Source organism: Shimia sp., assembly GCF_039969785.1.
Classification (GTDB): Bacteria; Pseudomonadota; Alphaproteobacteria; order Rhodobacterales; family Rhodobacteraceae; genus Shimia.
The window spans coordinates 70273-82886 of sequence record NZ_JBDVNC010000039.1 but is presented as its reverse complement, the minus strand read 5'-3'; the positions used below and the strand labels follow the sequence as shown (position 1 = coordinate 82886).

Genomic DNA, 12614 nt, shown 5'->3' with positions numbered 1-12614 from the left:
GCACGAACACAATACGCGGCGTTACCTTGCAAATCGGGAAAGCCTCTCGCATATGCTGACATGATACCAAGGAGGCGTCATGTTCAGAGTTGTTCTTACGTGCTTGATTATCTCGGTGGCCAGTGTCGTCACGGCGCAAACCAAGGTTCCTCGGGACCAGGTTGAGATTTCGTTGGGGTTCGCGCCACTGGTGAAACAAGCCGCGCCGGCGGTTGTAAACATCTACGCGAAGAAAGTTGTGAATGTGCGGTCTAGCCCATTTCAGGGCGACCCATTCTTTGAAAACCTGTTTCGGGATCTTGGAAAGTCACAACCTCAGGTCCAGAACTCTCTTGGGTCTGGCGTGATTTTGTCTTCGGATGGGATTGTTGTTTCAAATTATCACGTTGTTGGAATGTCGACAGATATCCGCGTGCATCTCAACGACCTGCGCGAATTTTCGGCAAAAGTGCTTCTTGCAGACGAAGAAGCCGACCTCGCAATCCTGCAGCTTGATACGTCAGAGGAAATGCCATTTCTGGAACTGCGCAACAGCGACGGTGTCGAGGTTGGGGAATTGGTGTTGGCGATTGGCAATCCATTTGGCGTCGGACAAACAGTTAGCAGCGGGATTGTCTCGGGGTTGGCACGGTCAGGTGTCGCGACAGGCAATGCGCGCGGCTATTTTTTGCAGACTGACGCGCCGATCAATCCGGGAAACTCTGGCGGAGCGCTGATTGATGTGAACGGTGATCTGATAGGGATCAATACGTCGATTTTGACGCGCTCTGGCGGCTCAAATGGTATCGGGTTTGCCATTCCTTCACGTCTCGTGGCGCAATTTGTAGAACAGGCGCGGGCAGGGCATGACGTGTTTATGCGGCCATGGGCGGGCATGTTTGGGCAACCTGTTGACGCTGACATGGCCAATGGTTTGGGGCTGGCGCGCCCTGGCGGGATTGCTATTTCGGATTTGCATTCGGTGAGCCCGTTCAAAAAGGCTGGCCTTCAACCCGGTGATGTTATCGTGAAAGTGGACAACCACCCGGTCAACACACCGTCAGAGATGATCTTTCGGATGTCGGTTGCCGGGCTGGGGGCAGAGGCTGAAATTGAGATGGTGCGTGACGGTGTGGTAGAGGTGCGAACCGTGAAACTGGATGTCGCACCGGAAACGCCTGCACGCAACACCTTGGAAACTGGTCGCCGCACCGCGGTCCCCGGGCTAATCTTGTCCAGAGTTAACCCTGCGGTCCTTTGGCAATATGGCTTTCCGTTGGGGACAACAGGGGTGGTGGTCGAAAACACAGGAGAGGTTGGCGCGCGCATTGGCCTTCAGCCGGGTGATGTTCTGCGTGCCATTGACGGGCAGGAGGTCGCAGACCCCAAAGAAGCGGAACAGGCTTTGCGGGACGCGCGGCAACGGTTAACGATGGAAGTGCAGCGTGGCGCACAACGCGTCGTAATGCGCTTTCGATTGTAAAACCCATGGCCGACCTCTTTGACACCACAGATCACTCAGACGCCAAAACAGAGAACGTTCATCGTCCTCTGGCAGATCGGTTGCGTCCCAACAATTTGTCAGAGGTTATCGGACAAGAGCAAGTCTTGGGAGATCAAGGACCGCTTGGTGTTATGCTGGCGGCGGGGTCTTTATCATCTCTGATTTTCTGGGGTCCGCCCGGCGTCGGAAAAACAACCATTGCGCGCCTTCTGGCTGATGAAACAGATCTGCATTTTATTCAGATCAGCGCCATTTTCACAGGCGTGCCTGAGCTTCGCAAAGTGTTTGAAGCGGCACGGTTGCGACGGTCGAACGGCAAGGGGACGTTGTTGTTTGTCGATGAAATCCATCGTTTCAACAAAGCGCAACAAGACGGCTTTCTTCCGCATATGGAAGACGGGACCATTTTGCTTGTCGGCGCGACCACGGAAAATCCGTCTTTTGAACTGAATGCAGCCTTGCTGAGTCGTGCTCAGGTGTTGGTTCTGGAACGGTTGAGTCTGGCGGATTTGGAACGCCTTGTTCAACGCGCCGAACGGGAACTGGGTCGCGGTCTGCCGTTGGATGGGCCTGCACGAGAAGCATTGTTGGAAATGGCCGATGGTGACGGCAGGGCGTTGTTGAACCTTGTAGAGCAGGTCGCGGCATGGAAAGTCGATGGCAAGCTTGACACTGACGCCTTGTCGACACGGCTTATGCGGCGTGCGGCGAAATACGACAAATCCGGTGACGAGCATTACAACCTGATTTCAGCGCTTCACAAATCGGTTCGCGGGTCTGATCCTGATGCTGCGTTGTATTGGTTTGCGCGTATGCTGGAAGGGGGTGAAGACCCTCGGTTTCTGGCGCGCAGGCTCACCCGTATGGCCGTCGAAGACATTGGCCTTGCCGACCCACAGGCGCAGGGCATTTGCCTTGGCGCTTGGGAAACATATGAACGGCTTGGGTCGCCGGAAGGAGAATTGGCGCTTGCTCAGGCGGTGGCCTATCTGGCGCTCGCACCCAAAAGCAACGCTGGATATGTCGCGTATAAAGCTGCGCGCATATTGGCGCAGAAAACCGGTTCGGCTATGCCGCCAAAACACATTTTGAACGCGCCCACCTCTTTGATGGCGGATCAGGGGTACGGCACCGGGTATCAATATGATCATGATGCGCAGGACGGATTTTCGGGCCAGAACTATTTCCCCGACGACGTCAAAAGGCCTGTTCTGTATGCCCCTGTGGAACGTGGCTATGAGCGAGAGCTAAAGCGCCGGCTGGATTACTTTACCAAGTTAAGACTGAAGCGTGGTGAACCGTCCTAAATTTGGAACGGGTCCGGTTTTTAGGTGTTTTCGACGTGCCACACAGGGCAGCACGCTTGACATCTGACTTGGCGCACGCGAGAGACCGGGCATGTTGAACAGCTTGATATATGTGGCACTCGGCGGTGCCGTTGGGGCGAGTCTTCGTTATTTGACGGGGCTTGGCGTTGTCCGGTTGTTGGGGCATGGGTTTCCTATGGCGATTATCACAGTCAATATCATTGGCTCGTTTCTAATGGGCGCATTTGTTGTTCTGGCCAGCCATCGGGGTTTGACCCATTTGTCGCCGCTGGTGATGACAGGGCTGCTTGGTGGGTTCACGACGTTTTCTGCATTTTCGCTGGAAACGGTCAATTTGTTTGAACGCGGTCAAATCGGGACCGCTGTCATCTATGTGCTGATTTCGGTGTTTGGCTCAGTCGGGGCCTTGGCATTGGGCATAATGCTAACACGAGGAGCAATAACATGAGCCAGGTACAAACCGTCACTGTTGGGCCGGGCGATTCTGATCAGCGCCTTGATCGCTGGTTTCGAAGACTGTTTCCGCATGTCTCGCAGGGTCGTATCGAAAAGATGTGCCGCAAGGGCGAAATCCGTGTGGATGGTGGGCGGGTCAAAGCGTCCACACGTCTTACGACAGGTGCACAGGTGCGTATTCCGCCTTTGCCCGAAGCCCATGAAATTCGCGTGATGACGGCTGCCAAAGTGTCTGATTCCGACGCCAAGCTTATCCGCGACTGCGTAATTTATCGTGACGATCACATTATTGCGTTGAACAAGCCCCCCGGCTTGCCAAGTCAGGGCGGAAGTAAGCAAAAACGCCATGTCGATGGATTGTCGGAGGCGCTGAGGTTTGGGTTTGATGACAAACCCCGTCTTGTTCACCGGCTTGATAAAGACACGTCTGGTGTCTTGTTGCTTGCCCGCACAAGAGAGATGGCCGCAGCGCTGACTGCCGCCTTGCGTCACCGCCAGACCCGCAAGATCTATTGGGCTGTGGTTGCAGGCGTTCCAACGCCGTATTTGGGCGAAATCAAATACGGGCTGGTTAAGGCGCCGGGACATGGGCGCGGTGGTGAAGGCGAGAAAATGCATTGCCTGCATCCTCGGGACGTTGACGGTACGCCGGGCGCAAAACGCGCCATCACGCAATACGCAACGCTTTACCGCGTAGCGAGCCGTGCGGCGTGGGTTGCCATGGAACCGATTACCGGGCGCACGCATCAATTGCGCGCGCACATGTCCGAAATTGGCCATCCGATTATCGGAGATGGCAAATATGGCGGCTCGGGGCAGGAAAATCAGGGCGATGGGTGGGGTGCTCAATTGGGCGGCATCATCAGCAACAAGCTTCACCTGCACGCAAGAACCATGCAGCTTGAGCATCCGGTGACCCGAAAACCGCTGTCGATAGTTGCCCCCCTGCCAGAGCATATGGAGCGTACCTTTGATACGTTTCAATGGACGCCTGACATGGCCGCTGAAGACCCGTTTGAGACGCTTCAATGAGCGAATTGCGATTGGTCGTTTTTGACGTCGACGGCACACTTGTGGACAGTCAGGCGGATATTCTACGTTCAATGAATGTGGCGTTCCAGTCCGTCGGTCTGCCGAACCCCGACCGCGATGCGGTGTTGGGTATTGTTGGTCTGTCCCTTGATGTCGCGATGGCGCGTCTGGTTCCCGATGCAGCTGTGGAGCTAAGGGACCAGATGGTTCAGGCTTACAAAGACAGCTACATGCTCCACCGAGAGCAAGCTGGCACAGTTAACTCATCACCGCTTTATCCCGGCGCCATCGACACCTTGTCTCAGCTGAATTCGGACGACCACATGATTTTGGGCGTGGCTACGGGTAAATCTCGCCGTGGGCTGGACAAATTGTTGCAAGGTCACGGGCTTGAACAGATGTTCGTAACCCAGCAAGTCGCGGATCATCACCCATCCAAACCGCACCCTTCAATGCTATTGACGGCGATGCAAGAGACCGGCGCTTCTGCGCAGGCATCTGCGATGGTTGGCGATACAAGCTTTGATATGGAAATGGCACGTGCCGCTGGCATGGCTGCAATTGGTGTAAGTTGGGGTTATCACGACAGGTCTGCGCTCGTGGCTGCTGACATTGTGATCGACCGCTTTGAAGACCTGCAAGCGGCGCTTCTGGACGTATGGGGAATTTAGAATGAGCAGCGAATGGGCGCAGAAACGGTTCTGGAAACTGGCAGAAGTCACACAGGAACCCAAAGGGTTTTCCGTAAAGCTTGACGGGCGCGCGTTAAAAACACCTGCAAAGGCGGCCCTGATTGTTCCAAGCCGCGTTATGGCTGAAAGCATTGCCGCTGAATGGAACGCTCAGACTGACAAAATCGATCCCGGAACAATGCCAGTGACACGGTCTGCTAACGCCGCCATCGACAAAGTCGCCACGCAACATAGCGAAGTTGCCGACCTTTTGGCGGAATATGGCGGAAGTGATTTGCTGTGTTACCGCGCAACGTCGCCGCAAGAGTTGATCGAACGTCAGGCCGAAAACTGGGACCCTCTACTTGACTGGTCTGCAAATGTCCTGGCGGCGCCGCTGGAATCCGTTTCCGGCGTCATGCATATGGCACAAAACGAGACGAGTTTGGCCAACCTGCGCAACCGCGTTCACGCGCTGGATAATTTTCAGCTTGCCGCGTTTCATGACCTTGTCAGCTTGTCTGGCTCACTTGTTTTAGGTTTTGCCGCTTTGCTGGATTTCCGACCCATTGATGAACTTTGGCAGTTGTCAAGAATCGATGAAACCTGGCAGGAAGAACAATGGGGCGTGGATGAAGAAGCGCAAATGATGGCTTCTCAAAAATACCATGCCTTTATTCACGCCTACAAATTTGCGAAAATGCTATATTAAAGACAATATTTTCCAGATGCTTGCCGGTACATCTTCAAATCTTTGTTCTTGATCAATTTCCTTGAAGTGGCACTTGACGTTTCGAGATGATTGCGCCCACACTAAGGAGTGAGGTTTTAGGGGAGCAATCCTAGTGCCTTCGCACGGCCAAAAAGGCCGAAAGACCGTTCGCAAAGGACGGAACATCAGGAAGAGGTAAAAATGAAAAAATCTGTATTCTATGGTACACTCGCCATGGCAGGTATCGCCGCTGGGGTAGCGGCTGCCGGAACACTTGACGATGTAAAAGCACGCGGCAAACTGAACTGTGGTGTGACCACGGGTCTTGTTGGCTTTGCGGCCCCTGACGCCAATGGCGAATGGGATGGCTTTGATGTCGGCGTATGCCGTGCGGTTGCTGCGGCCGTTTTGGGCGATCCAAAAGCTGTGGAATTTGTTCCAACGACCGGTAAAACTCGTTTCACCGCACTTGCGTCGGGCGAAATCGACATGCTGGCGCGCAACACGACCTGGACATTCTCGCGCGATGTGGACCTGAAGTTCACATTTGTTGGTGTGAACTATTATGACGGTCAGGGCTTTATGGTTCCTAAGGAACTGGGCGTTTCGTCTGCAAAAGAGCTGGACGGTGCAACCGTTTGTATTCAGACCGGTACAACAACCGAACTGAACCTTGCTGATTTCTTCCGGTCCAACAACATCAGCTATGAGCCGGTTCCGATCGAAACCAACGCCGAAGCGCAACAGCAGTATCTTGCTAGTGCGTGCGACGTTTACACCACGGATGCATCTGGTCTGGCTGCGACACGCGCAACCTTTGAAGACCCAGGCGCACATGTTCTGCTGCCTGAAATCATCTCCAAAGAGCCTCTTGGCCCGCTTGTCCGCCACGGCGACAACGAATGGGGTGACGTTGTGCGCTGGACGCTCAACGCGCTGGTTACAGCTGAGGAGCTGGGTGTGACATCGGCAAATATCGGTGAAATGTCTGCCGGTACCGACAACCCAGAAGTTAACCGTCTTCTGGGTACAGAGGGTAACCTTGGCGAAATGCTGGGTGTGTCGGCTGACTGGGCGAAAAACGCCATTATGGCAGGCGGCAACTATGGTGAGCTGTTTGAGGGCAACATTGGTGAAAGCACACCAATCGGACTGGCTCGCGGCCTGAACGCACAATGGACCGAAGGCGGCCTGATTTACTCGCCACCTTTCCGGTAAAATCCAAATCAAGAAGGGCGCGAAAATTTCGCGCCCTTTTTTGTCACCTGAAGTGACATCTCACCAATTAATTCGGCCACGGCGCAACGTCGCCAGACAAATAATAATCGGCCGAGTAACGGGGATATATCCAAATGACCACTTTGACCGACCCTCCTAGGGAGTCGTTCCGGCCGTCTATGCTGATTTATGACACCCGGTATCGCTCGATGACTATTCAGATCGTTGCGCTGATCGGGTTTTTACTTTTGATTGGCTGGCTGATCTCAAATACAGCTCAAAACCTTGCAACATTAGGCAAGGAACCAAATTTTGGGTTTCTCGGCGAACCTGCCGGGTATGACATCAACCAAAGACTGCTGGATTATAATTCACAAGATACGCATCTGCGTGCATCATTCATCGGCCTACTGAACACCTTGCTCGTGGCCTTTATGGGCTGCGTGACAGCGACAATACTGGGCGTGGTCATCGGGGTTCTTCGTCTTTCCAAGAACTGGCTCATTGCCAAGCTGATGACCGTTTACGTGGAATTTTTCCGCAACGTACCTGTGTTGTTGTGGATTGTGTTCACAATGGCAGTTCTGATCGAGACATTGCCGTCTCCACGCGCGTTTAAGGGCGTCGAAACCGGTAGCGTCGTGTTTACCAACCGGGGCGTCTATGTTCCTGAGCCATTGTTTTCAAATTCGTTGGGCGACATTCACCTGTTCGGGGCTTCGTCCCTGCGGTTTGACGTTTCGCTGGACCTGATTGCGATACTGGTTCTTTTGGCCGCGTCGATATTTGCGATCAGAAAAGTCAACGCACGTGCGCAGGGCATTCAGGAGGCAACCGGGGACCGGCCAAAGACATGGTATGTGAATCTGGCCATTTTGTTTGTGCCTATGATCATTCTGTTGGTCGTTCTGGGTTTCCACCTTGGCTATCCAGAGTTGAAGGGGTTCAACTTCAAAGGCGGCACATACATGCGCAATTCGCTGATTGCGCTCTGGTTGGCTTTGTCGCTCTATACAGCTGCGTTCATCGCAGAGATCGTGCGAGCCGGGATTTTGGCGATCAGCCATGGTCAGACGGAAGCCGCCGCCGCACTGGGCCTAAGATCCAACCGGATCATGAGCCTTGTTGTGCTGCCACAAGCGTTACGGGTGATCATTCCGCCGCTAATCTCGAACTATCTTAACCTGACGAAAAACTCGTCGCTGGCGATTGCTGTGGGCTACATGGACATCACCGGTACACTGGGTGGAATTACCCTCAACCAAACCGGACGAGAGCTTGAGACACTGTTGCTGTTGATGCTTTGCTACCTGGTCATTTCGCTGAGCATTTCGGCTGTAATGAACTGGTACAACGAATCCGTTAAGCTGAAGGAGCGCTGATATGTCTGATATTGCTTTTGTTCGCGAAGACATGCTCCCAGAGAAGGCGCCACCTGCGTCTAATGTGGGTATTGTCGGTTGGATGCGCGAGAACCTGTTTTCCGGCATATTAAACTCGGTGCTGACGATTTCGTCATTGCTGGTGATATTCTACGTTTTGGTTTCGCTGTTACCTTGGGTGTTTAGCGGAACCTGGAGTGCGGGATCGCTGAAAGAATGCCGTGAAATCTTTGCCGTCAATGGCGGTGGTGGTGGACACGGTGGCGGCGCATGCTGGGGCGTGATCCGGGAGCGTTGGATCCAGCTTATGTTTGGGTTTTACCCATCCGAGCTGTACTGGCGACCGGTTGTAACATTTGGGTTGCTGTTCGTTGCGGTCATTCCGGTTCTGTTCAGCATGATCTCACGTCGGATGAACTGGTTTCTGTTGGCTTTGCTGGTGTTTCTGACGACATTTGCCTTTGGCGGCGTGTTTGCCTGGATGCTGCGCATCATTTCTGGCCTTGGGCTGGCGTATCTGGCGTACACTCTGGTATCGACTGATAAGGCGGATCGTGCGACGCAGATCGCGGGAGGCGCGAAACGTCTGCCCAATCCTCTGATCTTTACAGCCCTGTTCCCATTTGTCTTTCCATGGTTGTTGTGGGGGGGATCAGCCTGGGTACCCATCGGCGCTATTCTCGGTTTTGTAATTGGCTATTTCGCTTACAGCATTTTAGCCAGGACTGTGAGCGGGCTGATCGGTTTAATCGTTGGGCCGTTGGCGGCGATTGTCTGGTGGTTACTCCTGTCCGGGACATTCGCAGGGGTGGCCGAGAGCATCATTCCATTGTCGATCGAGGTTGTCGAAAGCCGTAAATTTGGTGGCTTTATGCTATCAATTACAATCGGTGTTGTAGCCATTGTTGGATCATTGCCGCTTGGCATCGTTCTGGCGCTGGGGCGGCAATCGGATTTGATGATCGTCAAAGCATTGTGCGTGGGCTTTATCGAGTTCATTCGCGGTGTTCCGTTGATCACGCTGTTGTTTGTGGCGTCAACGCTGCTGAACGTGTTCATGCCTCCGGGCACCAACTTTGACATCATCCTGCGTGTGTTGATCATGGTGACCCTGTTTGCCGCGGCCTATATGGCCGAGGTGGTGCGGGGTGGCCTCGCGGCGCTTCCAACCGGGCAATACGAAGGTGCGGATTCGCTGGGGCTGAACTATTGGCAGGCACAACGCCTTGTCATTATGCCTCAGGCGTTGAAGATTTCGATCCCGGGGATCGTGAGTACGTTTATCGGCGTTTTCAAGGATACAACCCTTGTGTCGATCATCGGTCTGCTCGACCCGCTTGGATTGTCCACAGCCATCCGCGCTGACGCGAATTGGAACGGAGTTGTCTGGGAACTGTATGGCTTTATCGCCTTGTTGTTCTTTGTCTTCTGTTTCTCGATGTCACGTTATTCCATGTATCTGGAGCGCAAGCTTCAGACCGGCCACTAGTAAGGAGTTCTGCAAATGTCTGAACTTACAACAGATCGCGAAATCGACCGATCCAAGATGCAGGTCTCTGACGAGGTCGCGATTGAAATCAACAACATGAACAAATGGTACGGCACGTTCCACGTGCTGCGCGATATCAACCTGACGGTCAATCAGGGTGAGAGGATTGTTATTGCCGGGCCTTCGGGGTCGGGAAAATCAACTTTGATCCGCTGCCTGAATGCGCTGGAAGAACACCAGCAGGGCAAGATTGTTGTCGATGGAACCGAATTGACTTCGGATCTGAAAAACATCGACAAAATCCGATCAGAAGTTGGCATGTGTTTCCAGCACTTCAACCTGTTCCCGCATCTGACGATCCTTGAGAACTGTACGCTGGCCCCGATCTGGGTGCGCAAAACACCGCGCAAAGAGGCCGAGGAAACAGCGATGCATTTCCTTGAAAAGGTGAAGATTCCAGAGCAGGCCGACAAGTATCCCGGCCAGTTGTCGGGTGGTCAGCAACAGCGGGTGGCGATTGCGCGTTCCTTGTGCATGAAGCCACGTATCATGCTGTTTGACGAACCTACGTCGGCTCTTGACCCGGAGATGATCAAAGAGGTGCTCGACACCATGATCGAACTGGCCGAAGAGGGCATGACCATGTTGTGCGTAACCCACGAGATGGGCTTTGCCCGTCAGGTGGCGAACCGCGTGATCTTTATGGATGCGGGCCAAATCGTTGAACAAAACGAGCCTGAAGAGTTCTTCAACAATCCCAAGAGCGAGCGGACCAAGTTGTTCCTCAGCCAAATTCTGGGGCACTGAAGTTCGTCTTCAACGTTCTGTAAAACGACAAGAAAGGGCGGGTTTCTCCCGCCCTTTTCTTCGTTCTTGGCGTACGAGTTCAAGAGATAAGGTCGCGTGGAATAACGAATTTTCGCACTTCGCCCTGACCAAATTTCACATCGGGCCAAGTTTTTGAATTGAATTGAAACACAGTGGTTGCGCCTGTTGGATAGTCGCCAAAACGTGGGTGAGATGGTGAGTTTTGCGCCAATCGATAGGCTAACTCGCCAATGCCAGGATTGTGCCCAATCATCATCACGCTGGCACCCTGCGCGGTTTGCAGTTGGGCCAGCATGGTATCAACACTGGCTAGGTAGAGCGATCGCGTGACGATAAGTGGCGCGTCCAGACGCATCCGCTCAAATGTTTCGCGCGTTCTTTGGGCGGATGAACACAGTACCTGATCCGGCTGCACCTCTTCTTTTCGAACCCAATCGCCCAGTGCTGCGGCGGAAGCCCGCCCTCGCTGGTTCAGCGGGCGGTCATGATCGGACTGGTCCAGAATATGCCAGCTGGATTTGGCGTGGCGAACGAGGATGAGGTTAAGAGCCATTGGTTTGAAATGCCTTCATATGAAACGCTGACTGCGCAGCTTGCCTGCCGTATGTCTTTGACAGTGGGCAAGAACGGCGGGCACCACAACCCATTGTCATACAATCATTATCCGGAACGCCTTTCAGATATGCACGGCAGGCGGCTACATCGTATTGACCAGTCTCAAACGCGACGACCGGGCAGGCCGAACGGCAGGGTTGACCGGCGCAGGTTGAACACGGATTTGGGTCCGTTGGTGGCAGGTCCAGACGTTGAGTGAGCGCAAGTGCGCCCCGGAAGCTGACGAAAAGTCCGGCCTGATCGTGCACGAGCAGAGAGACTGGCGAAGGGTGACAACGTCCGGTGCGCAAGGCCCATTGGAAGAAGGGGCGATAGGCCGGACCGCCAAAGGGATAAAATGGCTGTGCATTAAAGGCGACGGCGAGTCCGGTCAAAACCCGCACTGACCAACGATCCATCGGATTGGGCGCACCATCCAGAAATTCACGTGATTGCGAGAATGCGCTCCAAAACCCTGGTTCACGCGGGCCAAGCAAAATCAATGTTTCAAAGCCCGCCAAATCCGCATCGGAATCGCCAGGATGAAACCCGCCAAGGAGTTCAAGTTGCATGGCCGCAGCCGCGCGGGCGATCAGTTCATATGTCATTTGCGCAGAAATGGCAGCGCGAGGCTCCACCCCAGGCGTGACGGGCGCTCATCTTGCCACTCAAGGCCGGTGGTCATCATATCATGCCCGTCGCGGGGTTGCGCGATATAGGTTCCCAGCGCACGGTCCCAGATCGAAAGGGCAAACCCATAGTTGCTGTCGTGCTCCTTGCGAAGGGTTGAATGGTGAACGCGATGCATGTCGGGAGTGACCAATATCCGTCTCAGGATGCGGTCCAGCGCGGGTGGCAGGGCAATATTGGCGTGGTTGAACATGGCCGTACCATTCAGCAGGATTTCAAACAAAATGATGGCAAGTGCAGACGGTCCAATCAAGTAGATCAATCCGATTTTGAGCAGCATCGACAATGCAATTTCAATCGGATGGAACCGGATCGCGGTGGTCACGTCGATGTCGCGATCTGCGTGATGCACACGGTGCAAGCGCCACAAGATCGGTATTTTATGTGTGATAAGATGTTGAAACCAAATCGCAAAGTCGAAGATCAAAATCGCCAGAACAGTTTCAATTACCGGTGAAAGTGAAAGAGTGTTGAACAGACCCCAGCCGTTGTTGTTCGCGTCCAGTGCGGCGCCTACGGTCAGTGCAGGCAGGGCAAAGGACAATAAACGCAAAGAGACGCTGTTGAGCGCAGAAATGGCCAGATTGGTCAGCCACCGGGTCTTGCGAGGCTGCGCGCGCGGGCGGCGAGGGACTAAAGCCTCAACGATCGCAAACAGTGCAAAGAGGCACGCAAAGGTGCCAAACCGGATTAGCGTGTCAGAATCCATGAAGCCTCGGGCGTTGTCATCA

13 protein-coding genes are annotated in these 12614 nt (G+C 54.0%); 10 read left to right on the top strand and 3 right to left on the bottom strand.

Features of this window, described 5'->3' with window-relative positions; translation table 11 throughout:
- Window positions 1-79: 79 nt before the first annotated feature.
- From ABJI08_RS18775 to ABJI08_RS18730, 10 genes are all read left to right on the top strand, one after another.
- Window positions 80-1462, top strand: coding sequence for a trypsin-like peptidase domain-containing protein (locus tag ABJI08_RS18775; RefSeq protein ID WP_348403392.1), 1383 nt, complete (start codon window positions 80-82; stop codon window positions 1460-1462).
- A 5-nt stretch (window positions 1463-1467) separates the two neighbouring features.
- Window positions 1468-2790 carry a replication-associated recombination protein A gene (locus ABJI08_RS18770; RefSeq protein ID WP_348403391.1) on the top strand — a complete coding sequence of 441 codons (1323 nt, stop codon included), beginning with the start codon at window positions 1468-1470 and terminating at the stop codon, window positions 2788-2790.
- 91 nt (window positions 2791-2881) lie between these two features.
- On the top strand, window positions 2882-3259 hold the full coding sequence (gene crcB / locus ABJI08_RS18765) for a fluoride efflux transporter CrcB (RefSeq protein WP_348403390.1): 378 nt from the start codon (window positions 2882-2884) through the stop codon (window positions 3257-3259).
- Window positions 3256-4299 carry an RluA family pseudouridine synthase gene (locus ABJI08_RS18760; protein ID WP_348403389.1) on the top strand — a complete coding sequence of 348 codons (1044 nt, stop codon included), beginning with the start codon at window positions 3256-3258 and terminating at the stop codon, window positions 4297-4299. Before crcB ends, ABJI08_RS18760 begins: the two co-directional genes overlap by 4 nt.
- Entirely contained in the window at window positions 4296-4970 is a 675-nt protein-coding gene (locus ABJI08_RS18755) for an HAD-IA family hydrolase (protein WP_348403388.1), read from the top strand. The genes ABJI08_RS18760 and ABJI08_RS18755 overlap by 4 nt, the downstream gene beginning before the upstream one ends.
- A gap of 1 nt (window position 4971) precedes the next feature.
- A complete protein-coding gene (locus ABJI08_RS18750; protein ID WP_348403387.1) occupies window positions 4972-5682 on the top strand; it encodes an ATP12 family protein in 711 nt (236 codons plus the stop codon).
- 201 nt (window positions 5683-5883) lie between these two features.
- Window positions 5884-6900: an amino acid ABC transporter substrate-binding protein gene (locus ABJI08_RS18745; RefSeq protein WP_348403386.1), complete on the top strand. Its 1017-nt coding sequence runs from the start codon at window positions 5884-5886 to the stop codon at window positions 6898-6900.
- Between the two features lie 134 nt (window positions 6901-7034).
- Window positions 7035-8282 (top strand): ABC transporter permease subunit, encoded by a 1248-nt coding sequence (locus tag ABJI08_RS18740; RefSeq protein ID WP_348403385.1) that lies wholly within the window; start codon window positions 7035-7037, stop codon window positions 8280-8282.
- A 1-nt stretch (window position 8283) separates the two neighbouring features.
- A complete protein-coding gene (locus ABJI08_RS18735) occupies window positions 8284-9771 on the top strand; it encodes an amino acid ABC transporter permease (protein ID WP_348403384.1) in 1488 nt (495 codons plus the stop codon).
- Window positions 9772-9786: 15 nt separating this feature from the next.
- A complete protein-coding gene (locus ABJI08_RS18730) occupies window positions 9787-10578 on the top strand; it encodes an amino acid ABC transporter ATP-binding protein (RefSeq protein ID WP_348403383.1) in 792 nt (263 codons plus the stop codon).
- Window positions 10579-10657: 79 nt separating this feature from the next.
- On the opposite strand, the gene ABJI08_RS18725 is transcribed toward ABJI08_RS18730, so the two are convergent.
- Genes ABJI08_RS18725 through ABJI08_RS18715 form a run of 3 tightly spaced genes read right to left on the bottom strand, consistent with a single transcriptional unit; the run spans window position 10658 to window position 12592 of the window.
- Window positions 10658-11152 (bottom strand): histidine phosphatase family protein, encoded by a 495-nt coding sequence (locus tag ABJI08_RS18725; protein WP_348403382.1) that lies wholly within the window; start codon window positions 11150-11152, stop codon window positions 10658-10660.
- On the bottom strand, window positions 11142-11801 hold the full coding sequence (locus tag ABJI08_RS18720; protein ID WP_348403381.1) for a ferredoxin: 660 nt from the start codon (window positions 11799-11801) through the stop codon (window positions 11142-11144). Before ABJI08_RS18720 ends, ABJI08_RS18725 begins: the two co-directional genes overlap by 11 nt.
- Window positions 11798-12592 carry a sterol desaturase family protein gene (locus ABJI08_RS18715; protein ID WP_348403380.1) on the bottom strand — a complete coding sequence of 265 codons (795 nt, stop codon included), beginning with the start codon at window positions 12590-12592 and terminating at the stop codon, window positions 11798-11800. The genes ABJI08_RS18720 and ABJI08_RS18715 overlap by 4 nt, the downstream gene beginning before the upstream one ends.
- Between the last annotated feature and the right edge of the window lie 22 nt (window positions 12593-12614).